The 26,336-nt window shown below is 63.3% G+C and carries 22 protein-coding genes and 1 pseudogene; 10 read left to right on the top strand and 13 right to left on the bottom strand.

What is annotated here, in order from left to right; translation table 11 throughout:
- Positions 1 to 217: 217 nt before the first annotated feature.
- From X730_RS147565 to X730_RS147590, 6 genes are all read right to left on the bottom strand, one after another.
- Positions 218 to 1,057 carry an alkaline phosphatase family protein gene (locus X730_RS147565; protein ID WP_023755806.1) on the bottom strand — a complete coding sequence of 280 codons (840 nt, stop codon included), beginning with the start codon at positions 1,055 to 1,057 and terminating at the stop codon, positions 218 to 220.
- 64 nt (positions 1,058 to 1,121) lie between these two features.
- Positions 1,122 to 2,777 (bottom strand): ABC transporter ATP-binding protein, encoded by a 1,656-nt coding sequence (locus X730_RS147570; RefSeq protein WP_023694741.1) that lies wholly within the window; start codon positions 2,775 to 2,777, stop codon positions 1,122 to 1,124.
- Complete coding sequence (locus X730_RS147575; RefSeq protein WP_023703637.1) at positions 2,777 to 3,604, bottom strand: ABC transporter permease; 828 nt, start codon at positions 3,602 to 3,604, stop codon at positions 2,777 to 2,779. The genes X730_RS147570 and X730_RS147575 overlap by 1 nt, the downstream gene beginning before the upstream one ends.
- 9 nt (positions 3,605 to 3,613) lie before the next feature.
- Complete coding sequence (locus tag X730_RS147580) at positions 3,614 to 4,573, bottom strand: ABC transporter permease (RefSeq protein ID WP_023823868.1); 960 nt, start codon at positions 4,571 to 4,573, stop codon at positions 3,614 to 3,616.
- A gap of 16 nt (positions 4,574 to 4,589) precedes the next feature.
- On the bottom strand, positions 4,590 to 6,176 hold the full coding sequence (locus X730_RS147585; RefSeq protein ID WP_023671387.1) for an ABC transporter substrate-binding protein: 1,587 nt from the start codon (positions 6,174 to 6,176) through the stop codon (positions 4,590 to 4,592).
- Between the two features lie 154 nt (positions 6,177 to 6,330).
- Positions 6,331 to 8,316, bottom strand: coding sequence for a CocE/NonD family hydrolase (locus tag X730_RS147590; protein ID WP_023826675.1), 1,986 nt, complete (start codon positions 8,314 to 8,316; stop codon positions 6,331 to 6,333).
- A gap of 189 nt (positions 8,317 to 8,505) precedes the next feature.
- On the opposite strand from X730_RS147590, the gene X730_RS147595 reads away from it, so the two are divergent.
- Positions 8,506 to 8,754 carry a BrnT family toxin gene (locus X730_RS147595; protein ID WP_031197083.1) on the top strand — a complete coding sequence of 83 codons (249 nt, stop codon included), beginning with the start codon at positions 8,506 to 8,508 and terminating at the stop codon, positions 8,752 to 8,754.
- Positions 8,741 to 9,052: a BrnA antitoxin family protein gene (locus X730_RS147600; protein ID WP_023671384.1), complete on the top strand. Its 312-nt coding sequence runs from the start codon at positions 8,741 to 8,743 to the stop codon at positions 9,050 to 9,052. Before X730_RS147595 ends, X730_RS147600 begins: the two co-directional genes overlap by 14 nt.
- Positions 9,053 to 9,062: 10 nt before the next feature.
- Here X730_RS147600 and X730_RS147605 read toward each other — a convergent pair whose 3' ends face one another.
- Genes X730_RS147605 through puuE form a run of 4 tightly spaced genes read right to left on the bottom strand, consistent with a single transcriptional unit; the run spans position 9,063 to position 12,465 of the window.
- On the bottom strand, positions 9,063 to 9,656 hold the full coding sequence (locus X730_RS147605) for a nucleoside deaminase (protein ID WP_023683488.1): 594 nt from the start codon (positions 9,654 to 9,656) through the stop codon (positions 9,063 to 9,065).
- A gap of 3 nt (positions 9,657 to 9,659) precedes the next feature.
- On the bottom strand, positions 9,660 to 10,160 hold the full coding sequence (locus X730_RS147610; protein ID WP_023725922.1) for an ureidoglycolate lyase: 501 nt from the start codon (positions 10,158 to 10,160) through the stop codon (positions 9,660 to 9,662).
- Positions 10,157 to 11,020, bottom strand: a complete 864-nt coding sequence (locus X730_RS147615; RefSeq protein WP_023703641.1) for a bifunctional allantoicase/(S)-ureidoglycine aminohydrolase — start codon at positions 11,018 to 11,020, stop codon at positions 10,157 to 10,159. Before X730_RS147615 ends, X730_RS147610 begins: the two co-directional genes overlap by 4 nt.
- 26 nt (positions 11,021 to 11,046) lie before the next feature.
- The gene (gene puuE, locus X730_RS147620) at positions 11,047 to 12,465 is read right to left on the bottom strand and encodes an allantoinase PuuE (protein WP_023826674.1); all 1,419 of its coding nucleotides are present in this window, start codon (positions 12,463 to 12,465) and stop codon (positions 11,047 to 11,049) included.
- Between the two features lie 184 nt (positions 12,466 to 12,649).
- Here puuE and uraH point away from each other — a divergent pair, with 184 nt between their 5' ends.
- From uraH to xdhC, 4 genes and pseudogenes are all read left to right on the top strand, one after another.
- Positions 12,650 to 13,024 carry a hydroxyisourate hydrolase gene (gene uraH / locus X730_RS147625; protein ID WP_023694734.1) on the top strand — a complete coding sequence of 125 codons (375 nt, stop codon included), beginning with the start codon at positions 12,650 to 12,652 and terminating at the stop codon, positions 13,022 to 13,024.
- A 3-nt stretch (positions 13,025 to 13,027) separates the two neighbouring features.
- A complete protein-coding gene (gene xdhA, locus X730_RS147630) occupies positions 13,028 to 14,509 on the top strand; it encodes a xanthine dehydrogenase small subunit (RefSeq protein WP_023826673.1) in 1,482 nt (493 codons plus the stop codon).
- On the top strand, positions 14,509 to 16,875 hold the full coding sequence (gene xdhB, locus X730_RS147635) for a xanthine dehydrogenase molybdopterin binding subunit (protein ID WP_023826672.1): 2,367 nt from the start codon (positions 14,509 to 14,511) through the stop codon (positions 16,873 to 16,875). The genes xdhA and xdhB overlap by 1 nt, the downstream gene beginning before the upstream one ends.
- Positions 16,876 to 16,949: 74 nt before the next feature.
- Positions 16,950 to 17,943 (top strand): annotated as a pseudogene (gene xdhC / locus X730_RS0133955) (xanthine dehydrogenase accessory protein XdhC).
- A gap of 12 nt (positions 17,944 to 17,955) precedes the next feature.
- On the opposite strand, the gene X730_RS147640 reads toward xdhC, so the two are convergent.
- The 3 genes from X730_RS147640 to X730_RS147650 form a co-directional block, all read right to left on the bottom strand.
- Positions 17,956 to 19,206, bottom strand: a complete 1,251-nt coding sequence (locus tag X730_RS147640) for an LLM class flavin-dependent oxidoreductase (RefSeq protein ID WP_023826671.1) — start codon at positions 19,204 to 19,206, stop codon at positions 17,956 to 17,958.
- Positions 19,203 to 20,138 (bottom strand): LLM class flavin-dependent oxidoreductase, encoded by a 936-nt coding sequence (locus X730_RS147645; protein ID WP_023826670.1) that lies wholly within the window; start codon positions 20,136 to 20,138, stop codon positions 19,203 to 19,205. Before X730_RS147645 ends, X730_RS147640 begins: the two co-directional genes overlap by 4 nt.
- Positions 20,139 to 20,245: 107 nt before the next feature.
- Positions 20,246 to 21,166, bottom strand: a complete 921-nt coding sequence (locus X730_RS147650) for a LysR family transcriptional regulator (protein WP_023671373.1) — start codon at positions 21,164 to 21,166, stop codon at positions 20,246 to 20,248.
- 135 nt (positions 21,167 to 21,301) lie between these two features.
- Here X730_RS147650 and X730_RS147655 point away from each other — a divergent pair, with 135 nt between their 5' ends.
- From X730_RS147655 to X730_RS147670, 4 genes are all read left to right on the top strand, one after another.
- Complete coding sequence (locus tag X730_RS147655) at positions 21,302 to 22,519, top strand: urate hydroxylase PuuD (RefSeq protein WP_023695954.1); 1,218 nt, start codon at positions 21,302 to 21,304, stop codon at positions 22,517 to 22,519.
- A gap of 2 nt (positions 22,520 to 22,521) precedes the next feature.
- Complete coding sequence (gene guaD / locus X730_RS147660) at positions 22,522 to 23,838, top strand: guanine deaminase (protein ID WP_023695953.1); 1,317 nt, start codon at positions 22,522 to 22,524, stop codon at positions 23,836 to 23,838.
- A gap of 311 nt (positions 23,839 to 24,149) precedes the next feature.
- A complete protein-coding gene (locus X730_RS147665) occupies positions 24,150 to 24,656 on the top strand; it encodes a heme-degrading domain-containing protein (RefSeq protein ID WP_023695952.1) in 507 nt (168 codons plus the stop codon).
- Between the two features lie 159 nt (positions 24,657 to 24,815).
- Positions 24,816 to 26,096, top strand: coding sequence for a glycerate kinase (locus X730_RS147670; RefSeq protein WP_023826669.1), 1,281 nt, complete (start codon positions 24,816 to 24,818; stop codon positions 26,094 to 26,096).
- The last annotated feature ends 240 nt before the right edge of the window (positions 26,097 to 26,336 follow it).

The raw sequence follows: 26,336 nt of genomic DNA, 5'->3' as shown, positions 1-26,336 counted from the left end.
TTGGCGCTGCGGCGGACACATAGGGGGAGAGAAGTGTCACCTATGTATCCGGTTCAAAGTGTTACCCATCTATCGGCTGGACAGCGGCAGCCGGATGAGGGGCGGCACCGGCGTTGGGGTATTTATGTTTGATGTTGCGCTGCCCCTCACCCTTACCCTCTCCCCGTATAGTGACGGGGAGAGGGGGTAGCGAACGGCGGCTCAGCGACGACCTCCGTCACCCCAAAAACGGCTTAGCCTTCATGGTCTCCGGCACCGGCACACCCAGCCGCTTCAGCACCGTCGGCGCCAGTTGCAGCTGATCAAGCAGCGTGTCCGGATCCGGCCCTTTGCCGGCTCCGAAATAATACAGCGCGAAATCCTGCATTTCATCGTCGCGGCCGCCATGATGGCCGCGGTCTGTCTGGCCGTGGTCGGCGGTTACGATCACCTCGTAACCGGCTTGCCGCCAGCCCGGCAGGAAGGCTGCCAGCATGCCGTCCATCGCATAGCAGGCATGGTCCATTTCGTGGCAGTCATGGCCGAAGCGATGGCCCATCGAATCGAGCGTGCAGGTGTGCAGGATCCCGTAGTCGATATCATGGCGCCGGGTCAGCATGGTCAGCGTCGCAAACAAATCGACATCGCTCGGCGTCATCTGGTTGCGGGCATTATAGCCGGTCATGGTGTGGAAGCGGCCATGCGCGATCGGTCCGTTGGGCTCGTCATACTCCATGTCCTCGACCAGATCGAACGGATAGGAACGAAAGAATTCCGACCAGTAGGAATGCGTCACCGCGCCGGTCTTGCCGCCGGCCTTGCTGACCTCGGAGAAAATATCCGGCTTGTTGACGAGAAAACGGTTCTCGTTGGATAGGATGCCGTGCTCCTGCGGCGAAACGCCGGTGTGGATCGAGGCATAGCAGCAGGCCGAGGTCGACGGCAGCACCGAGCGCATCTTCCACACCTGCGCCTCGCCCGATTGCACCCAGCCTTCGAGATTGCCCATCAGCCGGCGCCAGTTCCGGTAGGGCACGCCATCGAAAATGATGAGCAGCAGTTTGGTCTTGAGCGCCATGGGCGGCTCCGGAAAGCTTTTGCCGTTGAAGGAAGTTTTCGCGACAAAGGCCGCGAATTCCCTACTAATTCCCCGCGCTCGCCATGCGCCGTCCCTTGATCGCCTTTTCCAGCCAGCCGATCTCCATCTCGGGAACGGACGACAGCAGCAGGTCGGTATAGGCGTCGAAGGGCGGCGTCAGCACCTTGCTCTTGGCGCCGTAGCGCACCACCTCGCCGCGGTACATCACCGCGATCGAATCGGCGATCGACTTCACCGTCGCCAGATCGTGGGTGATGAAGAGGTAGGCGACCTTCTCGTGCTGCTGCAGGTTGAGCAGCAGCTTGAGAATGCCGTTGGCCACCAGCGGGTCGAGCGCCGATGTCACCTCGTCGCAGATGATCAGCTTGGGCTTGGCAGCGAGCGAGCGGGCGATACAGACGCGCTGTTTCTGGCCGCCGGAGAGTTCGGCCGGATAACGATCGAGAAAGCCCTTGCCCATCTCGATCTCGTCGAGCAGTTCGGCGACGCGCTTGTCGCGCTCGCGACCGCGTATGCCGAAGTAGAATTCCAGCGGTCGGCCGATGATGGTGCCGACGGTCTGGCGCGGGTTCATCGCCACGTCGGCCATCTGGTAGATCATCTGCAATTGCCGCAGATCCTCCTTCGGCCGGTCGGCAAGCCTGTTGGCGAGCGGCCTGCCGTCGAAGGTGACGGTGCCTTCTTCCGGCGGCAACAGCCCGGTGATGGCGCGCGCCAGCGTCGACTTGCCGGAGCCGGATTCACCGACGACAGCCAGCGTCTGTCCCGGAAAGATGTCGACCGAGACGTTCTTCAGCACCTTGACGTGGCTGCCGCCGTAAGCGGCGGTGACGTTCTTGACCGACAGGAACGGCGCGGCGCCGGGCTTCTGCTCGGCATGCTCGATCTCATGCACCGAGACCAGCGCATTGGTGTATTCCTGGCGCGGCTCCTTGATGATCTGGCGAGTGCCGCCCCATTCGACCAGCCTGCCATGGCGCAGCACCATGATCTCGTCCGAGACCTGGGCGACGACGGCAAGATCGTGGGTAATGTAGAGCGCCGCGACATGGGTGTCGCGGATGGCGTCCTTGATCGCCGCCAGCACGTCGATCTGCGTCGTCACGTCGAGCGCCGTGGTCGGCTCGTCGAAGACGATCAGGTCGGGTTCCGAACACAGCGCCATAGCCGTCATCACCCGCTGCAACTGACCGCCGGAGACCTGGTGCGGGAACCGTTCGCCGATGATTTCGGGGTTTGGCAGGCTGAGCTTCTTGAACAACGCCACGGCACGTTTCTCGGCCTCGGCGCGTGTCGCCGTGCCGTGCAGCAGCGTTGCTTCCACCACCTGGTCCATCAGCTTGTGCGCCGGATTGAAGGCCGCGGCCGCCGACTGCGCGACATAGCAGACCTCGCGGCCGCGCAATTTGCGGAAACCTTCCTTGCCGCCCTTGAGGATATCGCGGCCGTTGAGCAGCACCTCTCCGCCGGTGATGCGCACGCCGCCACGGCCATAGCCCATCGACGACAGGCCGATGGTCGACTTGCCGGCGCCGGACTCGCCGATCAGGCCGAGCACCTTGCCCTTTTCCAGCGTCAGCGAGACATCGTGGACCAAAACGATGTTCTTCGGCGCCTCGCCGGGCGGAAACACTGTCGCTTCGATGCGCAGATTGCGGATATCGAGCAGCAGGCCGGGCTTTGCTTTTGTGTCAGCCATCACCCGCGTCCTCCCTTCAGGCTTGTCGTGCGGTTGAGCACCCAGTCGGCGACCAGATTGACCGAAATCGCCAGTGCTGCGATCGCCGCGGCGGGAATGAGTGCCGCCCCGATACCGAAGACGATGCCGTCCTTGTTCTCCTTGACCATGCCGCCCCAGTCGGCATCCGGCGGTTGCACGCCAAGCCCGAGAAAGGAGAGCGTCGACAAGAACAGCACCGCGTAAATGAAGCGCAGGCCAAGTTCCGAGACCAGCGGCGAAAGCGCGTTGGGCAGGATCTCGCGGAAGATGATCCAGCCGCTGCCTTCGCCCCGCAGCTTGGCGGCCTCGACATAGTCCATGACGTTGATGTCGACGGCCACCGCGCGCGACAGCCGGTAGACGCGGGTCGAGTCGAGGACGCCCATCACCAAGATCAGCGTCACCAGGTTGGTCGGCAGCACCGAAAGCACGACGAGCGCCATGATCAGGGTCGGGATCGACATCAGCAGATCGACAAGGCGCGACAGCAGCGTGTCGAACCAGCCGCCGAACACCGCCGCCGAAAAGCCGAGGATGGCGCCGAGCGAGAATGACAGCGCGGTGGCCAGCACCGCAATGAACAGCGTGATGCGAGCGCCGTAGATCATGCGCGACAGAAGATCACGGCCGAGATTGTCGGTGCCCAGCCAATGCGCTGCGGACATCGGTTCCCAAGGAACGTCGCTGACAATCTCGGCATTGCCGTGTGGTGCGATCCATGGCGCGAAGACAGCCGCCACGACGAACATCGTCGTCAGTACGATGCCAATCAGCGCGGGAATGGGGATGCGTTTGATATCGAGCATGCCCGCCGCCTATTTCGGATGTCTGAGGCGCGGATTGGCGACAATCGCCCCGATGTCCGCGATGATGTTGAGAGTGATGTAGACAGCGGCAAAGATCAGGCCGACGGCCTGCACCACCGGCACGTCGCGCTTGGTGACGTGGTCGACCAGATATTGCCCCATGCCGGGATAGACGAAGATCACCTCGACCACGACGACGCCGACGATGAGGTAGGCGAGGTTGAGCATGACGACATTGATGATCGGCGCGATGGCGTTGGGGAAAGCATGCTTGCGGATGACGTTGAAGGCCGACAGGCCTTTCAGTTCAGCCGTCTCGACATAGGCCGACTGCATGACGTTGAGGATGGCCGCGCGGGTCATGCGCATCATATGCGCCAGCACAACCAGCGTCAGCGCGGCGGCCGGCAACGCGATCGCCTGCATACGCTCGCCGAACGGCATGCCGTCATAGACCGTGGAAATGGCCGGGAACCATTGATACTTCACGGCAAAGAAGTAGACGAGCACATAGCCGATGAAGAATTCCGGGAAGGAGGTCGAGGCGAGCGCCAGGCCGGAGATCAGCTTGTCGACCCAACCGTTGCGGTAACGCACGGCGATCAGGCCGAGGATGATCGCCAGCGGCACGGCCACGACCGCCGCCCAGAAGGCGAGAAACAGCGTGTTCCACAGCCGCCCCTTGATCGAGGTCGCGATATCCTGGCCGCTCGACATCGCCGTGCCGAGGTCGCCGGTGAGTGCACCGCCGAGCCAATGGAAATACCTGATGTAAGCCGGCTGATTGAGGCCGAGCTGCTCGCGCAAATTGGCGAGCGATTCCGGCGTCGCCGACTGTCCGAGAATGGCTTGCGCGACGTCGCCGGGCAGGATCTGGGTGCCGGCGAAGATCAGGACCGAAACGGCCAGCAAGAGGACGATGCCCAGCGCAACGCGCTGGGCTACAAGTTTCACGACGGGTGAGGACATATCCGCAAAGCCGGGCTCAGGCTTCGAGCCAGCACTTCGCCAGCGCGTAGCCGTTCATCAGCTCCTGATGCGGATCGTCGACCCAGCCGCCGACCTTGGCGCCTGTCGCATCGATGAACTGATTGAACATCGGCAGGATCAGGCCGCCCTCGTCGCGCACCAGCACGGCCATGTCGTGGTACATCTGCTTGCGCTTGGTCTCGTCGAGTTCGGCGCGTGCAGCCAGCACCAGCTTGTCGAAGTCCGGACGCTTGAAACGGGTGTCGTTCCAGTCGGCGGTCGACAGATAGGCGGTCGAGTACATCTGGTCCTGGGTCGAGCGGCCGCCCCAATAGGAGGCGCAGAAGGGCTGCTTGTTCCAGACCTCGTTCCAGTAGCCGTCGCCGGGCTCGCGCTTGAGCTCGATCTTGATGCCGGCCTTGGCCGCGCTCTGCTGGAAGAGCTGCGAGGCGTCGACCGCGCCCGGGAAGGCGACGTCGGAGGTGCGCAGCAGCACGGTGCCGTCATGGCCCGACTTCTTGTAGTGGAACTTGGCCTTGTCGGGATCATATTTGCGCTGCTCGATCTCGGAAAACAGCGGATAGGACGAATTGATCGGGAAGTCGTTGCCGAGCGAGCCGTAGCCGCGCAGCACCTTGTTCAGCATCTCCTCACGGTCGATCGCGAGCTTCAGCGCCATGCGCAGGTCGCTGTTGTCGAAGGGCGCGGTGTTGCAATGCATGATGAAGACATAGTGGCCGGGGCCGGCATGGTTGCGGATGGTGACGCCCGGTACACGCTTGATCAGGTCGACGATCTTCGGCTCGACGCGGTTGATCATGTTGACCTGGCCGCCCTGCAGGGCCGCCGTGCGCGCGGTCGCGTCGTTGATGACGATGATCTCGATCTGGTCGGCATGGCCCATCTTGTCGGCCTGCCAGTAATTGGCGAAGCGCTCGCCGCCATGGCGCACGCCGGGCTCGTTGGTGGTGACCTTGTAGGGTCCTGCCGAGATGCCGGCATCCGCCTTGTCCTTGCCGCCGTTGGGCTGGACGATGAGGTGGTAGTCGCTGAGGAGATAGGGAAGGTCGGCGTTGGCCTCCTTCAACGTCAGGACGACTTCCTTGCCACTGGCCTTGATGCTGTCGATGCCCTTCATGTAGCCTAGCGCGCCGGACTTCGACTTTTCATCGGAATGGCGCTCGAGCGTTGCCGCCACATCCTCAGCGGTCACCGTCTTGCCGTTGTGGAATTCGACGCCGTCTCGGATTTTCAGCGTCCACACCTTGGCGTCGTCCGACGAGCCGATCTCTTCGGCGATGCGGTTCTCGAGCTTGCCTTCCGGAGACAGCTCGACGATCAGTTCGCCCCACATCTTGCCAAAGGCGAACGGCACTTGCGTCATGAACAAAGCCGGGTCCAGGCTGTTCGTGGATTCGCCGCCGACGAGGCCGGCCTTCAGCGTGCCGCCCTTGACCGGGCCTTCCGCACGAGCCGCACTGGAAAGCAGCATATTGGCGAAGGGCGCTGTGACGCCGAGTGCGGCGGCGCGGCCGAGGAAATCACGACGGCTCAGCTTGCCGGACGCAACGCGCCGGCTCAGATATTCGAGTTCGTTGGACATTTGAGTTCCTCACTCTGTTGGTTCGACCTTATGGTCGTTTTTTGCTTGTTGTTACCAAAGGGATATTGACCGGAAGGCAAAGCCGTAAGCAAGACGGAATGCGACATGCCGTGGCGTAAATCGTGCGTCGCAACTGGACCAGTCGGGTCGACGCTCAGAGCAGGTCGCGCGGGATCGTCTCTTCGAAATCGCGTTCGAAAACCAGCGTTTCGCCCTCATAAGCTTCGATTCTGGCGCTGACGATGAAGTTTTGCGCATCGCAGCGCATTTCAGCCGACGTCTCGGTGCGAACCGACCATCCGTTTCGCGACAAGGTCTGCGTCCAGTGCGTGCGACCCGAGGCAGACAGCGGCTCGTCGGGGTGGATCGTCCAGCTCTCGCGGGCAATGCTGCCATTGGCCAGTCCATGCGCGAGATCGCGCACTTCTCCGAAATCATCCGTGATCGACAGCGTGACGATGCCGGTCTTCTCATCGCGATCGACGTGACGCTCGGAATTCGCTGCACGAACTGTCGCGGTTGCCCAGGGTGTTGCGCCTTCGGGAGACTGGAACGAGGTCTCGTCGGCTTTTGCGAGCGGGCGCAGCGGCAGCCTCAGCGTCGCCGCTGAAAGGTCTAGCCGCACCGGCTCCGGCGACGGCCAGATCATCGGCCAGTAAGCATTGGAAACCGCGATGCGCAGGCGGTGTCCGGCCGGCACGCGGTAGGCGCACTGGTCGAGAATAACGCGCGCCGAAACCGTTTCGCCCGGCACCAGCGCTTGCGGCTGTTCGTGCGAAGAACGATGCGTCAGGTTGAGCACGCCGTAGGAGATCAGTTCCGAGGCGCCGTCGGGGTGCACGTCGCACAGCCGCACCGCGATGTTCGCCTGCGGGCGATCGGACGACACCCGGATGAGAAGCTCCGGCGCGCCGACGATGTCGAGTGCCTCGGCAAGCACAGGCTGATCGAAGCAGACGGACAGCGCGTCGTCCGGGCGCTGGTCGCCCGGCAGTTCCGGGCCAAAGGTGAAGGGAAAATATTCGCCGCCGGCGAGCCCGCAGCTTTGCGGGGTCGCCACGATCGCCGGCCTGACGCCGTCAGCAATGAGTTCGATCGCCCCGACCTTGATGTTGGGAGACGGCCATTCCTGTTCGGCCACCCAACGGCCCAGCCGCTCCGGGTGCCAGCGCGCGGGGCGCACACTGTCCATGACATAGGCGCGATAGTCCGGGTCGGCCTCGACACCGGTGTCGACGCCTTTCAGCCAGCGGTCCCACCAGCGCAACGCCTCCTGCAGGAAGCCGATGGCGGGTGTTGGCCCGGCATAATGCGGGTATTTGTGGATCCACGGCCCGACAATGCCCTTCACCGGCGCCTGGATGTTGGCGACGAGGTGCGAGATCGTGTTGCGGTAGCCGTCATGCCAGCCGCCGATCGACAGCACGGCGGCTTTGACCGCGGAGAAATCCTCGCAGATCGAACCGCGTTTCCAATAGGCGTCGCGATGCTGATGGCTGAGCCAGAGCGGCAGAAGGAAAGACTGGTTCTCCAGCCGCGTCAGCCAGAGGTCGCGCCAGCGGTTGTCGCCCGCAATCAGCGGATCCGGCGGTCGCGACGAATAGGACAACATGGTCGAGGCCCAGCCGAAATTTTCCGTCAAAAGGCAGCCGCCCTTGTAGTGGATGTCGTCGGCGTAGCGGTCGACGGTCGAGCACAGGCTGATCACCGCCTTCAGCGCCGGCGGCTGCTTGGCCGCCACCTGCAGGCAGTTGAAGCCGCCCCAGGAAATGCCCATCATGCCGACACTGCCGTTGCACCAGGGCTGTGCTGCCGCCCAGGCAATCACATCGCAGGCGTCCTGCAATTCCTGTTCGGAATATTCGTCGTCCATCAGCCCTTCGGAATCGCCATTGCCGCGCATGTCGACGCGGATCGAGGCGTAGCCGTGGCCGGCGAAATAGGGATGCGTCAGCTGATCGCGAAAGATGGTGCCGTCGCGCTTGCGGTAGGGCAGGTGCTCGAGGATCGCCGGCACCGGATCGCTGCTGGCGTCCTCCGGCATCCAAACCCGCGCCGACAGCCGGCAACCATCCGGCATGACGATGCCCATATCGGGGAATTCGACGACCTTGCGGGGAAATTCGGTGATGGTTTTCATGCGATGCTCCAGGATGTCAGTGACGCATGAAGCGGGCATGTCATGAAGTCAAACGGGCGACGGCCGGTGTCGCCGCGACGACGCCACGATATGTAGCCCGATTGTTTTGCCCTGATGTTGCAGGATTATAATTAATGTATTACATTTATTAACTGAACCCAACGTGATGAGGATGGTTTCGCCTGAAAAATCGTTTGGGATGAGCCAAAGCGCGTGACGAACCTGGACAGCCGGGGTCTCGATTTTGCCGAACTCGATATTGAGTTTTTTGCGACTTCAACCGTCCTTCCAGCCAAGGCCGACCGGTTCAAGGCGATTGGCGAATTCGGAGAGATCATCCTGGCCGTGATTTTCAAGCCGCTTGGTTCGGAGGCGATTTCGGTGATCTCGATGCGCCGTGCCAGCCGAAAGGAAAGGTCAGTATATGAACAATCCTAAATCGCGTGTTCGACCGCTTACCGATGCGGAGGAAGTGGAAATTCAAAGACAAATTGTTGATGATCCCGACGATGCGGAGACGACAGACGAACAGTTGGCGCAAGCCAGGCCTTTCGCGGAAGTGTTTCCAGAACTTTTCGAGAGCATAAGGCGTGCTCGTGGCCGGCCAGCCGTGGAGAAGCCTAAGCAAGTCGTGTCCATCCGTCTGGATCAGGATGTCATCAGTAAATTCAAGGCGACCGGCAAGGGCTGGCAGGCCAGGATCAACGAGGTGCTGAAAAACGCGAAGGTAGGCTAGGCAATCCGCGTCAGTTCAGCGGAATGTCGTTTTCGGCCTTGCGCGCCTGATAAGCGCCGGACAGTTCGTCGTAGCGGGCGGAAATATTGCCGATCCTTGCCTCAAGCCGGCCGCGCTCGGCCTCGGGCAGCGCCCGCACCAGCCTGCGAATGGAAAAACTCTTCCAATAAGCGTTCTCGGCATTGTAGCCGCCGGGATCAAGAGTGAAGACCTCTTTCAGGATTTTCAGATCGTGCGGGATCGCAAAGCTGTCGCGTGAATCCTCGTGGCTGAAGAGGTAGTAGAAATTGTCGAAGCCGGTCCAGGTGATCGCCGACAGGCAGAGCGAGCAGGGCTCATGCGTGGCGATGAAGATGGCGTCCTTGGTGTCGACGCGCTCGGCTTTCGGCATTTCATAGAAACGCTTCAGGCAGTGCACCTCGCCATGCCAGAGCGGATTTTCCATCTCGTTGTTGGTTTCGGCCAGCACCAGCGAGCGGTCGCCCTTCCGCAGGATGGCGGCGCCGAACAGCTTGTTCCCATGGGCCACGCCCTCTGCCGTTTTCGGCACGATGTCGTGCTCGATGACATCGAGCAGGCGGTCGATCAGCGATATGTCGGTCATTTCTCAGGTCTCGTTGGGGAGATGGATTTCGTAGGGGTGCGAGAAATGGAACTCTTCGAGGTTGGAGCCGTCACCGCCGCGGTCGACGATGACGAAATCCTGCGCTTCGCCGAGCGGCGTCAGCACGCCGTGCCAGAGATTGCGCGGATAGTTGACGCCTTGCCCGGGTGCGGTGATGAAGGCGTGCGGCTCGCCCGGACCGTCCTTGCCGTCATGGCAGACGACGACCAGGAAAGGCCGCGGCGACAGCGGGATGAACGCCTGGCTGCCCAAGGGATGGCGCTCGACCATGGTCAGCTTCAGCGGCAGGTCGTAAGGCGTGCCGCGCGCCATCGAGATCAGCACGCGGGCATTCGGTCCCGCGGCTTCAGCGGTGGCGAGATTGTGGTAGCGCTCGGTCTTGCCGCCATTGATCGGGTAGTGATTGCCGCCGCCCATGTCGATGACATCGCCGAAGCCGGCAAAGCTTTCGCGCGTCAGCGGCCGCGCTGTGATGCGGGTCACCGCGCGCGACCGCCAATGCCCGCCCCGCCGAGCTTGGCGTGCCGGTTGACGTCCTTGTAAAGGAGATAGCGGAATTTGCCTGGGCCGCCCGCGTAGCAGGCCTGCGGGCAGAAGGCGCGCAGCCACATGAAGTCGCCGGCCTCGACCTCGACCCAGTCCTGGTTGAGGCGGTAGACCGCCTTGCCTTCCAAGACATAGAGCCCGTGCTCCATGACATGCGTCTCGGCAAACGGGATGACGGCGCCAGGCTCGAGCGTAACGATGGTGACATGCATGTCGTGGCGCATGTCGGCTGGATCGACGAAACGGGTCGTCGCCCAGCGACCCTCGGTGCCGGGCATCGGCGTCGGCGCCATTTGCTGGTCACTGCTGAACAGGACTTCCGGCGCGTCGATGCCGTCGACGGCCTCATAGGCCTTCCTGATCCAGTGGAAGCGTACGGCGTCGCGACCTTCGTTGCGCACCGTCCAGCCGCTGTCCGGCGGCAGGAAGGCAAAACCGCCGGCTTGCAGCACGTGCTTCTTGCCGGCCAGCGAAACGGTCAACTCGCCCTCAACCACGAACAGCACGCCCTCGGCGCCGGCGTCCGGCTCGGGCCGGTCGCTGCCGCCGCCGGGCAGGACCTCGACGATGTACTGCGAAAATGTCTCGGCGAAACCCGAAAGCGGCCTGGCGATGATCCAGGCCCTGGTTTCGTCCCAGAACGGCAGGGGGCTGGTGACGATGTCCTGCATCACCCCCTTTGGTATGACCGCATAGGCCTCGGTGAAGACGGCGCGGCCGGTCAAAAGCTCATTTTGGCCGGGATGGCCGCCATGCGGCGCGTAATAGGTTTTCTGGTCAGTCTTGATCATATCCATTGGGTCCTGACCCCTCAGTCATTTCATTAGAGCGGGAGCATGTCTTTCAGGCGGAGCAGCGCAATGCGCTCGACCTGTTTGCAGGCGGTATCGAGTTCGATGCCGCGGCTGTTGCCGATGCGCGCCTCGAACTCGGCGAGGATCTCCTCCTTGGTCTTGCCCCGCACCGCGATGATGAAGGGAAAGCCGAAGGTGGTGACGTAAGCGGCGTTGAGCTTGGAAAACAGCTCGCGCTCCTTGTCGGTCAGCGCGTCTAGGCCGGCGGAAGCCTGCTCGCGTGTGGATTCCGCCGTCAGCCGCCGCGCCTTGGCCAGTTTGCCAGCGAGATCGGGATGGGCGTTGAGGACGCCGATCCGCTCGGTTTCGCTGGCGGCGCGGAAGACGCGGCAGAGCGCATTGTGCAGGCCGCCGGCGCTGTCATGCGCCGGCCCAAGCTCCAGCTCATAGGCACGTTCGGCGACCCAGGGCGAATGTTCGAACACGCCGCCGAAAGTGTCGACGAAGGTCTCGAACGCCATCTTCGACGGCTTGAGCGCCGCCGGCTGGTAGGGGTGGTTCTCCTGCCAGTGCCTGGCGATATCGACGCGCCGTGCCAGCCAGACCTTGTCGTGCGATCTGACATAGTCGACGAAGCGCTTCAGCGCCGCCACCCGCCCGGGACGTCCGACGAGGCGGCAATGCAGGCCGATATTCATCATCCGCGGCCGGCCCGCTTTGCCCTCGGCATAGAGCGTGTCGAAACTGTCCTTCAAATAGGCGAAGAACTGGTCGCCGGAATTGAATCCCTGCGGCGTGGCGAAACGCATGTCGTTGGCATCGAGCGTGTAGGGGATGACTAGTTGCGCGCCGCCGCTGTGCTCGAACCAGTAGGGCAGTTCGTCGTCATAAGTGTCCGACACATAGTCGAAGCCGCCCTCTTCGGCCACCAACCGCACCGTATTGACCGAGGTGCGGCCGGTGTACCAGCCGGTCGGCCGTTGGCCCGTCACCTCGTAGTGCAGCTTGATCGCCGCTTCGAGGTCGCGGCGTTCATCTTCCGGTGCATGATCGCGGTAGTCGATCCATTTCAGCCCGTGCGAGGCCATTTCCCAGCCGGCCTCCTGCATCGCCGCCACCTGGTCGGGCGAGCGGGCCAGTGCTGTGGCGACCCCGTAGCAGGTCACCGGCACTTGCGCCTCGCTGAACAGGCGCAGCAGCCGCCAGAAGCCTGCCCGCGCGCCATATTCGTAGATCGATTCCATGTTCCAGTGGCGCTGGCCGACCCAGGGCGCGGCGCCGACGATTTCCGACAGAAAGGCTTCCGAGGCCTTGTCGCCGTGCAGCACGCAGTTCTCGCCGCCTTCCTCGTAGTTGACGACGAATTGGACGGCCACATGCGCACCGCCCGGCCATTTCGGATCCGGCGGATTGGCTCCGTAGCCGCGCATGTCTCTAGAGTAACGCATTGCCCCTCCCCGCCGGACGCTGCCGGAAGTTATGATCAGGATAGTCGAAAGGGTTGCTCGCGCATTCCCCCGAAATTTTTGAAAGTGTTTTTGTGCCACTCCGCTCGACCGGGACTTATGCATCGCCTTTAATTGGCGCACAATTCACTGCTTTGTTCGGCTGTATCGGAAATGGGAGGCGCCAGTGGCAGAAACGTCGAAAGCCGATGGCGGACGTCTGACGACGCATGTGCTCGACACCGCGACCGGCAAGCCGGCGGCGGGCCTGTCGATCGCGCTTTATCATCTTGAGAGCGACGCGCGGATACATTTGAAGACCGTCGTCACAAATGCCGACGGCCGCTGCGATGCGCCGCTGCTGGCAGGAGCGGAATTCCGCCTTGGCGAATACGAACTGGTGTTCGCCGCCGGTGACTATCTACGCGGCCAGGGCACCAAACTGCCGGAACCGGCCTTCCTCGACAGTGTGCCGATCCGCTTCGGCATGGCGGAATCCGTGCATTATCACGTGCCGTTGCTTATCTCTCCTTATGGCTACTCGACCTACAGGGGGAGCTGACGCATGGCCAAGATCACCATACGCAAAGAGATCCGCTTCATCCTCAATGGCAGGGATGTAGCGCTGTCGTCGGTGGCGCCCGACGCGACCTTGCTCGACTGGCTGCGGCTCGACCGCTCGCTGCGCGGCACCAAGGAAGGCTGCGCCGAGGGCGATTGCGGCGCCTGCACGGTCCTGGTCGGAAAATTGTCCGCCGGCAAGCTGGTTTATGAAAGCGTCAACGCCTGCATCCGTTTCCTCGGTTCGCTCGACGGCACCCATGTCGTCACCGTCGAGCATCTGCGCGGCGCGCCTGGCCAATTGCATCCGGTGCAGCAGGCGATGGTCGATTTCCACGCTTCGCAATGCGGCTTCTGCACGCCGGGCTTCGTTATGTCGCTCTACGGCTTGTGGATGAAGTCGCCGGACCCGTCGAATGCAGCGATCGAGAAGGCCTTGCAAGGCAATCTTTGCCGCTGCACCGGCTATGAGGCAATAATGCGCGCCGCGCGTGCCATCTCCAGCTACGGCAAGGCGGCGAAGGATCCGCTGGCTGCCGAGCGCAAGGCGATCACCGCCAGGCTCGAGGCTATGCATGACGGTGCCCGCGTCGAAATCGGCGCCGGCAAGCTGAGGTTGGTCGTCCCGGCCAACGCCGATGATTTCGCCGCTGTACTGGATAAGGAACCCGACGCCACTGTTGTCGCCGGCTCGACCGACGTCGGCCTGTGGGTCACCAAGCACATGCGCGACATCTCACCGGTAGTCTTCATCGGCAATCTCGAGGGGCTGTGCGCGATCTCCGAAGACAATGACGTCATCACCATCGGAGCCGGCGTCACCTACACCGACGCCTTCGCGACACTGGCCAAGCGCATCCCCGCGCTCGGGCCATTGTTCGACCGCATCGGCGGCGAACAGGTACGAAACATGGGCACCATCGGCGGCAACATCGCCAATGGCTCGCCGATCGGCGACACGCCGCCGCCCCTGATCGCGCTTGGTGCGCAACTGACGCTGCGCCGCGGCAAGAAGCGGCGCACCATCGCGCTCGAGGATTTCTTCATCGCCTATGGCAAGCAGGACCGGCAGCCAGGCGAATTCGTCGAGGCCGTGCACGTTCCCGTGCCGGCCAAGGGCACGAAGTTTGCCGTCTACAAGATCACCAAGCGCCGCGACGAGGACATCACCGCAGCCCTTGGCGCCTTTTTCCTCGACTTGGCCAAGGACGGAACCGTGGCCGATATATGCATCGCCTATGGCGGCATGGCGGCCACCCCGAAGCGGGCTTTCGGTGTCGAAAAAGCGCTGCTCGGCAAGCCGTGGACGGAGACAACGGTGGAAGCGGCCATGGCTGAATATGCCGGCGATTTCACCCCGCTGACCGATATGCGGGCATCGGCCGAATACCGGGCGCTGGCGGCCAGGAACCTGCTGCTGCGCTTTTTTGCCGAAACCAGCGGCAGCAAGGCGCCGTTCCAGGTGTCACGCAACGAGGCGGCCTGATGAACAAGCACGCCTCTCCAGATCTCAAGGCGCAGAAGATTTCCGGTGGCGTCGCCGCCGACCAGCGCCACGATTCCGCGCACAAGCATGTCAGCGGCAGCGCGGTCTATATCGACGATATGCCGGAACCGGCGGGCATGCTGCATGGCTGCCTCGGCCTGTCCACGGCGACGCATGCGACGATCAGCAAAATGGATCTGTCGGCGGTGCGCGCGGCGCCGGGCGTCGTCGATGTGCTGACGGCCAAGGACGTTCCGGGCGAAAATGACATTTCGCCGACCGGTCGACACGACGAGCCGGTGCTGGCCGACGACAAGGTGCAGTTTTATGGTCAGCCGATCTTCTGCGTTATTGCCAAGACGCGCGAACAGGCGCGCCGCGCCACCCGGCTGGCCAAGGTCGAATACAGTCCATTGCCTTTCGTCACCGACATTGGCGATCTCGACCCCCGCAAGGACAAGCTGGTCACGCCGCCGCTCACCTTGAAGCGCGGCGATGCCGCTGCCGCGATCAAGGCGGCGCCGCGCCGGCTGAAGGGCAAGATGCGCATTGGCGGCCAGGAGCATTTCTATCTCGAAGGCCATATCGCCGTGGCCATCCCCGGCGAGGACCAGGACGTCACCATCTTTTCCTCGACCCAGCATCCGAGCGAAGTGCAGCATATGGTCAGCCATGCGCTGGGCGTGCCGAGCAATGCCATCACGGTGGAAATCCGCCGTATGGGCGGTGGCTTCGGCGGGAAGGAGACGCAAGGCAACCAGTTTGCGGCATTGGCGGCGATCGCCGCCAAGAAACACCATCGCGCGGTCAAGATCCGGCCCGACCGTGACGACGACATGATTGCCACCGGCAAGCGCCATGACTTCCTCGTCGACTACGAAGTAGGTTTCGACGACGACGGCAATATTCTTGGCGTCGATTTCATGTTTGCGGCGCGCTGCGGCTTTTCCTCGGACCTGTCCGGGCCGGTCACCGACCGTGCGCTGTTCCACTGCGACAACACCTATTTCTGGCCGGCGGTGCATGCACAGTCGGCGCCGCTCTATACCAACACCGTCTCGAACACAGCCTTTCGCGGCTTCGGCGGCCCGCAAGGCATGGTCGGCGCCGAACGCGTCATCGACGAGGTTGCCTTTGCCGTCGGCAAGGACCCGCTCGAAATCCGCAAGCAGAATTTTTATGGCACCAGTGGTGATAAAGACGGGGGCCGCAATGTCACGCCCTATCACCAGACGGTCGAGGACAACATCATCCACCGCATCGTCGCCGAGCTGGAGGCGAGCGCCGACTATGCGGGGCGCCGCCGCATCATCCAGGCCTTCAACGCCAACAGCCGCTTCATCAAGCGCGGCCTGGCGCTGACGCCGGTCAAATTCGGCATCTCTTTCACAGCCACCCACTACAACCAGGCCGGCGCGCTGGTGCATGTCTACACCGATGGTTCGGTGCATCTGAATCACGGCGGCACCGAGATGGGGCAAGGCCTCTACGTCAAGGTGGCGCAGGTGGTGGCGGAAGAGTTCCAGATCGACGTCGACCAGGTCAAGATCACCGCGACGACCACCGGCAAGGTGCCCAACACTTCGGCCACCGCGGCGTCGTCCGGCACCGACCTCAACGGCATGGCGGCGCAGAACGGCGCCCGCCAGATCAAGGAACGGCTGACCGACTTCGCCGCCGAAAAATACCAGGTGCCGCGCGAGCAGGTGCTTTTCCTGCCCAACCGGGTGCGCATCGGCAACCAGGAGATCGCCTTCACCGACCTCGTCAAGCAGGCCTATATGGCCCGCATCCAACTGTCGGCGGCGGGTTTTTACAAGACGCCGAAAATCCACTGGAACCGTGACAAGGGCGAGGGCCGTCCGTTCTATTATTTCGCCTATGGCGGCTCGTGCTCGGAAGTCTCGGTCGACACGCTGACCGGCGAATATGTCGTCGAGCGCACCGACATATTGCATGAAACCGGCCGCTCGCTGAACCGCGCCATCGATCTCGGCCAGATCGAGGGCGGCTTCATCCAGGGCATGGGCTGGCTGACGACGGAGGAGCTGTGGTGGGACGACAAGGGCCGGCTGCGCACGCATGCGCCGTCGACCTATAAGATCCCGCTCGCGTCCGACCGGCCGAAGATATTCAACGTCACGCTGGCCGACTGGCCGGAGGCCAACGAGCCGACGGTGCACCGTTCCAAGGCGGTCGGCGAACCGCCCTTCCCGCTCGGCATGTCTGTGCTGCATGCGCTGTCGGACGCGGTGGCAAGTGTGGCCGATCATAAGGTCTGTCCGCGTCTCGACGCTCCTGCAACACCAGAACGGGTGCTGATGGCGATCGAACGGTTGAAGGGTGAAGCCGAGAATAGCGCCTGACTCTGACCTGGATTCTGGCAAAACGTGCAATTCAGACTGAAAAACTCTATATTTCCCGTACGGGAATGCGAAATATGAACTCGAAAGTGCAAAGCCTCAGAGCTTTTCTCGCCAGCGCCGGCCGGCTTGCTCTGGTCGAAGTGGCCGGCACCAAAGGCTCGACTCCGCGCGAGAAGGGCACCTTCATGCTCGTATCGCAGGCGGCGATTTTTGGCACGATCGGCGGCGGTCAGCTCGAGTACATGGCGATCGACAAGGCGAGGCAGATGGTGGGGTCTTCACCCTCCCCCTTGTGGGGAGGGTCGGNCGGACGATCGTGCCAAGCCACCCCGTTTCGCGGACGCCGCCACGCGGCGTCCGCTCACCGACCCTCCCCACAAGGGGGAGGGTAAAGAAGCCCGCATCGCGGTCGATGAAGTCCGCGCCACGCTTGACGTGCCGCTAGGCCCCGAGATCGGCCAGTGCTGCGGCGGGCGCGTCGAAGTCTTGATCCGTATCGTCGATGCCGCGCTTGCTGCCGAGCTGATCGCGGCCGCAGAAGCCGAGGAAGCCCACCTGCCGCATGTCTATATCTTCGGCGGCGGCCATGTCGGCCAGGCGCTGGCCTCGACCGTTGCACTTCTTCCCGTGCATGGCGTCGTCATTGAGACGCGGGCCGAAGCGCTGGAAGGTATGCCGGAGACGGTCGAGAGGCGGCTGACGCCGATGCCCGAGGCCGAGGTGCGAAACGCTCCCGCCGGCACCGCCTTCGCCATCCTCACCCACGACCATGCGCTGGATTTCCTCATCGTCGCCGAGGCGCTGAAGCGCGACGACGCGGCCTATGTCGGCATGATCGGCTCGAAAACCAAGAGAGCGACGTTCAGGAACTGGTTCCTGAAATCGGCGGATGGCACGGAGGCTGAGTTCGCCCGCCTCGTCTCCCCGATCGGCGGCGACGCCGTCAGGGACAAGCGCCCGCCGGTGATCGCGGCGCTCGCGGCAGCCGAGATCATGACGGCACTGGTCGTTCACAACACCGCGCCGAATGCCGACCATGAAGTCCAGCACAAGATGATGGCCGGCTAAGCTTCGGCGCGGCTAAGCAGGCCGCTTCAGGCCGAGATGATCTCGCAAGGTGCTGCCTTCGTATTCCCGACGGAACAGTCCGCGCCGCTGCAGTTCCGGCACCACCAGCGTGGCAAAGGCATCGAGCTCGCCGGGGAAGTATGACGGCATGACGTTGAAGCCGTCCGCGCCGCCGCCCTCGAACCGCGCCTGCAATTCGTCAGCGATCTGCGCCGGCGTGCCGACGATACGCCAATGGCCACGTGCGCCGGCGAAATGGCGCGCTAGCTGGCGGATCGACAGGCCGTCGCGGCGCGATTGTTCGATGACCAGCGCCTGGCGGCTTTTCATGCCCTCGGTCTCCGGCAGCTCGGGCATCGGTCCGTCGATCGGATAGCTCCCGAGATCGGAGATGCTGAGATAGCTGGACAGCAGCGCCACGCCGACATCGTCAGGGATCAGCGCCTGCAATTCCTCCTGTTTCTCCCGCGCTTCGGCCTCGGTTTCCGCCACCACCGGGGAGACGCCGGGCATGATCTTGATGTCGTCGGGTTCCCGCCCATAGGCCGCCATACGGCCCTTGAGGTCGTCGTAAAAGGCCTTGGCTTCCTCGAGGGTCTGCGCCGCCGTGAACACCACGTCGGCCGTGCGTGCGGCAAGGTCGCGGCCGACATCCGAGGCGCCGGCCTGCACCATCACCGGCGCGCCCTGCGGCGAGCGCGGCAGGTCGAGCGGGTCGCGCACCGAAAAGCTCTGGCCGTTGTGACAGTGAAAGCCACTGCCTTGCCAAAGTCCCGATACCACCTCGGCGAATTCGCGCGCCCGCTCGTAGCGGTCGGCATGGGGTTTCAGGCCCGTCGCGCCGAAATTGGCGGCTTCGATGGGGCTGGCCGACGTCACCAGGTTCCAGCCAGCCCGGCCACCACTCAGATGATCGAGCGACAGAAAGGTGCGCGCCAGCCCATAGGGCTCGTTGTAGCTGGTCGAGGCCGTCGAAACGAGGCCGATGCGGCTGGTCTGGACGGCGAGCGCGGACAGCAGGCTGATCGGCTCGAAGCCGATCGAGCGTGAGGTCTGGCTGGCGATGCCGACATTGGCTTCGCGCAGGCCGGCGGCGTCCTCGCAGAACACCATGTCGAACTTCGCCGCTTCCGCCGTGCGCGCCAGCCGGATGTAATGATCGATGTCGATGCCTGCCGTGACATGCGCCTTGGGGTGACGCCAGGCGGCGATGTGGTGGCCCGTCGCCCACAGGAAGGCGCCAAGCTTCATCTGGCGGGTCATTGCGCTCCTCCGGCAAGTCCGAGATGCGAGCGCAAGGCGGTGCCGGGATAATCCGGGCGGACGCGGCGCTGCAATTCCGGCAGCACGCGGCCGATGAAACCGTCAATCGCCGCAGGCGGTATTGCGATGTTGAACCCGTCGCAGCTTTGCGAGCTGAACAATGTTTCGAGCGCGTTGGCAGCGACATCTGCGCCAACGTTCAGCAGCAGCTTGACCGCACCCGGATCGCGTCCGCAGGCCACAACGCGGCGCTTGAGATCGTCATGGCGCGCCTTGGCGTCCTCTGTGGGTCTGTCCAGCAGGACGACATCGGCGGTGCGGGCGGCGATATCCAGGTCGGCCTCGGACAGGCCGGACAGCACCAGCACCGGCGTATCCTGCGGCGAGCGCGCGACGTTCAGCGGCCCGCGCACGGAGAAAAATTCGCCCTTGTGGTCGAGCAGGTGCATTTTTTCGGGATCGTGGAAGCGGCCGCCGATCTTGTCGAACAGCAGCGCGTCGGCATCCCAGCCCTGCCACAGGCGCTGAACGATGCCGATGTATTCCTGCGTGCGGCGGCGGAACACATCGTCGGAAAATCCATCCGGCCGGCTGAAATTGGCGGCTTCCCGTGGCGCCTGCGCCATGGTCGCGTGCCAGCCGGCGCGGCCATGGCTGATGATGTCGAGCGAAGCAAGACGGCGCGCCAGATTGTACGGCTGGTGAGCCACCGTCGAGGCTGCAGCGACAAGGCCGATCCGACTTGTCACCGTCGCCAGCGCCGCCAGCAAGGTCGTCGCTTCGAAAGAACTCGACCCGGCGCTGTTCGGCGCGGAATCATCGAGGACAATCATGTCCAGCCCCGCCGCTTCCGCTTGCTTGGCAAAACCGGCCAGGTCGCTGAACCCGAGCGGCTGCCCGGAAGTAATGTTGAGCGAAACGGCAAGATGCATTGTGGCTTGCTGGTCAGTCGGCATGGGACCATCGATCATAGGGCGGCGTATGCGAACCTAAGGTCACCTGCTTGTAAGACAACCCTGGCGACTGGGCCAACAGCCCCTCACTTGCCGGCCAGCAAATCCTTGATCAGCCGCTGGCAACGCTCGGCCATGAAGTCGAGCAACAGCCGCACCTTTGGATCCTGCAGCTTCTTGTGCGGATAGACGGCGGCGAACTGCACCGGCGTTGGCGGCGTGCTGGCCAGGATGACCTGCAGCCGCCGGTCGCGGATGAAGGGTTCGACCTCGAAGCGCGGCTTGTTGATGATGCCGCGGCCCGACAGCGCCCAGCCGGTCAGCACATCGCCATCGTCGGTGTCGTAGGGGCCGTGCACCTCGAATTTCTGCGGGCCGGACGGCGTCTGCAGCGTCCAGACATATTCGCGCGCCCCGGAATAGCGCAGCATCAGGCAGTCGTGCTTCTTGCCGATCAGCTCCTGTGGCTCCACCGGCTCGCCGCGCGCTTCGAGATATTTCGGTGCCGCCACCAGCACGCGTTCACATTCCATGATGCCGCGCATCCGCAGGCTGGAATCCTCGATGATGCCGAGCTTGAAGGCGACGTCGATGCCTTCCTTCATGATGTCGATATTGTGGTCGGAGAGCCTCAGCCGCACCTCGATATCGGGGTATTTGTCGTGGAAATCCGGAATGCCCGACGCCACGAGCCGCCGTCCAAGGCCGAGCGGTGCGGTCACCTTGATGGTGCCGCGCGGCTGGCCGGAAAGAGCCGAGACCGCGGCTTCCGCCTCGGTGATCGCCTCCAGCACCTGCTTGGCGCCGGAGTAGAACACCGTGCCATGCTCCGTCGGCATTAATTGCCGTGTGGTGCGGTTGAACAGCCGCACGCCGAGGTGTTTTTCCAGCTCCTTGATGCGGTTGGAGGCGACCGCCGGCGAAATGCGCATGTCGCGGCCCGCCGCCGAGAGATTGCCAAGCTCGACGACGCGGACGAAGACGGCGATGTTGTCGAGATAGGCCATTCGTGGCTCTTTATTTGGCGGCGTACGTGGTCAGCCTAGTATTTTCCATTTTTTTTTGAAAGTCATCGTACACCTCGCCTCTTTTCGTTTGCGCCCCACACCGTAAAGTCAGCCGATCGGCAGGGACGATTTCACATGATGGATTTCGCGATTTTCTGGGACTGGCTGAGTTTCGCCGTGCGCTGGCTGCACGTCGTCACCGGCATCGCCTGGATCGGCTCGTCCTTCTATTTCGTCGCGCTCGACCTTGGGCTGCGCCAGCGCCCCGGCATGCCGGCCGGCGCATTCGGCGAGGAATGGCAGGTGCATGGCGGCGGCTTCTACCACGTCCAGAAATATCTGGTGGCGCCGGCCGAAATGCCGGAACACCTGACCTGGTTCAAGTGGGAATCCTACGCCACCTGGCTGTCCGGCTTCGCCATGCTGTGCGTGGTCTACTATGCCGGCGCCGATTTGTTCCTGATCGACCCCAATGTGCTGCCGATGTCGGTGCCGGTCGGCATCCTTTTGTCGATGGCCACCATCGGCGTCGGCTGGGTAGTCTACGATCTGCTCTGCCGGTCGCCGCTCGGCAAAAGTGACACCGGACTGATGCTGGTGCTCTATGGCGTGCTGGTGTTCATCGCCTGGGGTCTGACGCATCTGTTCACCGGCCGCGCCGCTTTCCTGCATCTGGGCGCCATCACCGCCACGATCATGTCGGCCAATGTCTTCATGGTGATTATTCCAAACCAGAAGATCGTCGTCGCCGACCTGATTGCCGGCCGCAAGCCCGACCCGAAATACGGCAAAATCGCCAAGCAGCGCTCGCTGCACAACAATTACCTGACGCTGCCCGTGCTGTTCCTGATGCTGTCGAACCACTATCCGCTGGCGTTTGCGACGGAGTTCAACTGGGTCATCGCCTCGCTGGTGTTCATCATCGGCGTCTTGATCCGGCACTATTTCAACACCGTGCATAAGCGTGCCGGCAACCCGCACTGGACCTGGATGGCGGCTGCGGTGCTGTTCGTCATCATCATGTGGCTGTCGACAGCGCCGAAAATACTGACCGGCGAGCCCAAGGCATCCGCCGCGGCCGAAGTCTATATCGCCTCGTCGCATTTCCCGGCGGTGCGCGACACCGTGCTTGGCCGCTGCTCGATGTGCCATACGGCCGAGCCGGTCTATGAAGGCATCTACCATGCGCCGAAGGGCGTGATGCTCGACACCGACGCCGGCATTGCCGAGCATGCGCGTGAAATCTATTTGCAGGCCGGGCGCAGCCACGCCATGCCGCCCGCCAACGTCACCCAGATCAGCGACAAGGAACGGGCGCTGCTGGTCGCCTGGTTCGAAGGCGCAGGGAAATAGGGATGACCTCCACACTTCTGCGCGGCCGCACCCTGAGTTTTTTGCGCTGGCCCGAAGCCATCGACGACCATGCCGCCTGGCGCTATGAGGAGGATGGCGGCCTGCTGATCCGCGATGGCCGGATCGTTGCCGCAGGCAGCTACACGGAAGTCGAAAAGCAAGCGGGCGACGGTGCGAAAAAGATCGATCATCGGCCGCATCTGCTGCTGCCCGGCTTCATCGATGCGCATGCGCATTTTCCGCAGATGCAGGTCATTGCCTCCTACGGCGCCGAACTGCTCGACTGGCTGAACACCTACACCTTTCCCGAAGAGACCAAATTCGCCAACGCTCAGCATGGCCGCCGCATCGCCCGGCTGTTCCTGGACGAGATGGTGCGCCACGGCACGACGACGGTCGCCGTCTACTGCTCGGTGCACAAGGCGTCTGCCGAAGCGTTCTTTGCCGAATCGCATGCGCGCGGCATGCTCAACATTGCCGGCAAGGTGATGATGGATCGAAACGCGCCGGCAGGCGTGCTCGACACGCCGCAATCCGGCTATGACGATACCAAGGCACTGATTGCGGAATGGCACGGCAAGGGCCGCCAGCTTTATGCGATCACACCGCGCTTCGCCATCACCTCCTCGCCCGAGCAGTTGGAGATGGCCGGCACGCTCTGCCGCGAGCATCCCGATCTACACATGCAGACGCATCTGTCGGAAAACCACGCCGAAATCGCCTTCACGCAAAAACTCTATCCGCAGGCGCGCGACTACACCGATGTCTACGAGCAGTATGGCCTGCTGGGGCCAAAGAGCCTGTTCGGCCACTGCATCCATCTCTCGGAACGCGAGGCCGATGCGCTGTCGGACAGCGGCTCGGTGGCGGTGTTCTGCCCGACCTCGAACCTGTTCCTCGGCTCCGGCCTGTTCGATTACCAGCGCTTTCGGCGCCGCGACAAGCCGCTGCGCATCGCCGCGGCCAGCGATGTCGGCGGCGGCACCAACTATTCGATGCTGCGCACCATGGACGAGGGCTACAAGGTGATCGCGCTGACTGGCGAAAAGCTGAACCCGTTCCAGTCCTTCTGGCAATTAACACGTGGCAATGCCGAGGCGCTGTCTATGGCGGACAAGGTCGGCACGCTGGATGAAGGCACCGATGCCGACATCACCGTGCTCGACGCCCGCGCCACGCCGGCGATGCGGCTGAGGATGGAGACTGTGGAGACGCTGGCGGAGGAGCTGTTCCTGCTGCAGACGCTGGGCGACGACCGTGCCGTGCGCGAGGTCTATGTCGCGGGGCGGCCGGCCAAGATCGATATGATCGTGGGGTAGGACCCATCATCCGCGCGGGACAAGATGATGATTGCGCCTGGTTGCCAAGTGGTTCCCCCACTCCGTCGCCGCTTCGCGGCGCCACCTCTCCCCCCTCCGGAGGGAGAGGAAGGGAGCCTTTGCTTCGGAGGACGGGCGCCGGTTCGGACAGCTTGGAGCCCTTCCTCTACCCTGTCGATCGGGGGAGAGGTGTCGAGAGAAGCTCGATGGAGTGGGGGGCGACCCTGGCGGGGCAAGACCACCACCGCGACGAGACCTTGACCGGGCGGAGCTTGTCGTACACACGATTTGTGACGATTTCGGAGAACAAAATGGCCGCCGCGGACGACATCGCTCTGATCCAGAAACAGGAAGAGACGCTGGTCTTCCCGGCCTTCGACGAGGCCGTCGCCTTCAAGGTCGGCGCGGCGATCCGCGAGCGGGCGCTGGCCGAAAAGCTGCCCATCATTGTCGATATCAGGCTGTGGGATCGGCCGCTGTTTTATGCCGCGATGCCCGGTTCAAACGCCTCCAACCCCGACTGGGCACGACGCAAGATCAATGTGGTCAAGCGCTACCTCAGGAGCACCTATCGTCTGGTGCTGGAACAGCAGCGACCGGACCGCACCTTCAAGGTCGGCGAGGGGCTGGATATTGCTGATTACGTACTGGCCGGCGGCGGGTTTCCGGTGACTGTAAAGGGTGCCGGCGTCATCGGCGTCATCGCCGTCTCCGGCCTGCCGGAACGCCAGGACCACGGCGTCGTCGTCGATGCACTGTGCGATCATCTCGGCGTTGATCGGACACAATTGGCGCTGCCGCCGGAAGATAAATCGTGACGCTACCGCTGCCCCTCATCCGCCTGCCGGCACCTTCTCCCCCTATAGTGACGGGGAGAAGGGACAAGCCCGCTCTCCCCGTCTTTCACGGGGAAAGGATAAGGGAGAGGGGCAGCGCCAACGTTTGCTCAGTTTGAAAACCGCCAGTTACGGCCAAGGATAACCGTGCTCGACCCAAAACCCTTTCTCATCTCGATCTTCAATGCCGCTGTTGCCGCTGCCGATCCTGAACGGACCATCAGGGATCATCTGCCGGCCAGGCCCAAGGGCCGTACCATTGTCATTGGCGCCGGCAAGGGCTCGGCGCAGATGGCGGCCGCGTTCGAGAAGGTGTGGAATGGCCCAATCGAAGGGCTGGTCGTCACCCGCTACGGCTATGGCGCCAGATGCGAGCGCATCGAAATCATCGAGGCGGCACATCCGGTACCGGACGCTGCCGGTCTTGAGGCGTCGCGGCGCCTGCTCGAAAAGGTGCAAGGGCTGACTGCGGACGACCTGGTAGTGGCGCTGATATCGGGCGGAGGATCGGCGCTGCTGCCGTCGCCTGCCGCTGGCCTGACGCTCGCCGACGAAATCGCCGTCAACGAGGCGCTGCTCGCCTCCGGCGCGCCGATCGCGGCCATGAACACCATCCGCAAGCATCTCTCGACCATCAAGGGCGGCCGGCTGGCAGCTGCCGCCTGGCCGGCCAAACTGGTATCACTGGTTGTCTCTGACATTCCCGGCGACAACCCGGCCCTGGTGGCCTCCGGCCCGACCGTGCCCGACTCCGGCAACCGCGCCGATGCGCTGGCCTCGATAGCGGCCTATGGCATGAAGCTGCCCGACGCCGTCATGGCGCACATCAACTCGCCAGAGGCCGATGCGCCAGATCCGGATGACCAGCGCTTTTCACGCAATGAAGTGCACCTGATCGCCTCGGCTGGCGTATCGCTGGAAGCGGCAGCCGCTGAGGCAAAACGGCAAAGCATCGAAGCCGTCATCCTCTCCGATTCCATCGAGGGCGAGGCGCGCGAGGTCGGTGGCGTGCATGCAGCCATTGCGCGCGAAGTGGCGACGCGCAACCGGCCGTTCCAAAAGCCGGTGCTGATCCTGTCCGGCGGCGAGACGACCGTGACTTTGCGGGCCCCTGTTGACGGAAAAAGGGGCAAGGGCGGCCGCAACTCCGAATTCCTGCTCGCCTTTGCCATCGGCATCAGCGGCGCGGAAGGTATTCATGCACTGGCCGCCGATACCGACGGCATCGATGGCTCGGAAGACAATGCCGGCGCCTTTGCCGATGGCTCAACTGTCTCGCGCATGCGTGCCGCCGGCATCGACGCCAAGGCGATGCTGGCCGGCAACAATGCCTGGACGGCGTTCAACGCGATCGGCGATCTGTTCGTGCCGGGGCCGACGGGTACGAATGTGAACGATCTGAGGGCAATCCTAATCAGTTAATCTGGCCGTGGCGGCCGAAGTTTCCAACGTTGGATTCACGACCGTAGGTGATTGGCTGAAGCCACTCAGCTTCGTCATCCCTGGGCGAAGCAGGAGCGAAGCTCCGTCGCGAAGCCCCGGGTCCATTCCGTGATGTTAGCCGTCGAGCGCAGCGGAGCAGAATTCTGCACCGTAGCAGCGTCCAAACGTCGCGGCATGAATCCTCGGGTCTGCGCTGCGTCGCTTCACTCCTTGCTCCGC

It is taken from the genome of Mesorhizobium sp. L103C131B0, assembly GCF_000502275.1.
GTDB lineage: Bacteria > Pseudomonadota > Alphaproteobacteria > Rhizobiales > Rhizobiaceae > Mesorhizobium.
The sequence above is the reverse complement of the archived record's forward strand: the minus strand, read 5'-3'. Positions and strand labels throughout refer to the sequence as shown.

What these genes read in the sequence shown, in the direction of transcription:
- X730_RS147565 (WP_023755806.1), bottom strand. Translation starts at nt 1,057, where the DNA reads ATGGCGCTCAAGACCAAACTGCTGCTCATCATTTTCGATGGCGTGCCC.
- X730_RS147570 (WP_023694741.1), bottom strand. Translation starts at nt 2,777, where the DNA reads ATGGCTGACACAAAAGCAAAGCCCGGCCTGCTGCTCGATATCCGCAAT.
- X730_RS147575 (WP_023703637.1), bottom strand. Translation starts at nt 3,604, where the DNA reads ATGCTCGATATCAAACGCATCCCCATTCCCGCGCTGATTGGCATCGTA.
- X730_RS147580 (WP_023823868.1), bottom strand. Translation starts at nt 4,573, where the DNA reads ATGTCCTCACCCGTCGTGAAACTTGTAGCCCAGCGCGTTGCGCTGGGC.
- X730_RS147585 (WP_023671387.1), bottom strand. Translation starts at nt 6,176, where the DNA reads ATGTCCAACGAACTCGAATATCTGAGCCGGCGCGTTGCGTCCGGCAAG.
- X730_RS147590 (WP_023826675.1), bottom strand. Translation starts at nt 8,316, where the DNA reads ATGAAAACCATCACCGAATTTCCCCGCAAGGTCGTCGAATTCCCCGAT.
- X730_RS147600 (WP_023671384.1), top strand. Translation starts at nt 8,741, where the DNA reads ATGAACAATCCTAAATCGCGTGTTCGACCGCTTACCGATGCGGAGGAA.
- X730_RS147605 (WP_023683488.1), bottom strand. Translation starts at nt 9,656, where the DNA reads ATGACCGACATATCGCTGATCGACCGCCTGCTCGATGTCATCGAGCAC.
- X730_RS147615 (WP_023703641.1), bottom strand. Translation starts at nt 11,020, where the DNA reads ATGGATATGATCAAGACTGACCAGAAAACCTATTACGCGCCGCATGGC.
- puuE (WP_023826674.1), bottom strand. Translation starts at nt 12,465, where the DNA reads ATGCGTTACTCTAGAGACATGCGCGGCTACGGAGCCAATCCGCCGGAT.
- xdhA (WP_023826673.1), top strand. Translation starts at nt 13,028, where the DNA reads ATGGCCAAGATCACCATACGCAAAGAGATCCGCTTCATCCTCAATGGC.
- xdhB (WP_023826672.1), top strand. Translation starts at nt 14,509, where the DNA reads ATGAACAAGCACGCCTCTCCAGATCTCAAGGCGCAGAAGATTTCCGGT.
- X730_RS147640 (WP_023826671.1), bottom strand. Translation starts at nt 19,206, where the DNA reads ATGACCCGCCAGATGAAGCTTGGCGCCTTCCTGTGGGCGACGGGCCAC.
- X730_RS147645 (WP_023826670.1), bottom strand. Translation starts at nt 20,138, where the DNA reads ATGCATCTTGCCGTTTCGCTCAACATTACTTCCGGGCAGCCGCTCGGG.
- X730_RS147650 (WP_023671373.1), bottom strand. Translation starts at nt 21,166, where the DNA reads ATGGCCTATCTCGACAACATCGCCGTCTTCGTCCGCGTCGTCGAGCTT.
- X730_RS147655 (WP_023695954.1), top strand. Translation starts at nt 21,302, where the DNA reads ATGATGGATTTCGCGATTTTCTGGGACTGGCTGAGTTTCGCCGTGCGC.
- guaD (WP_023695953.1), top strand. Translation starts at nt 22,522, where the DNA reads ATGACCTCCACACTTCTGCGCGGCCGCACCCTGAGTTTTTTGCGCTGG.
- X730_RS147665 (WP_023695952.1), top strand. Translation starts at nt 24,150, where the DNA reads ATGGCCGCCGCGGACGACATCGCTCTGATCCAGAAACAGGAAGAGACG.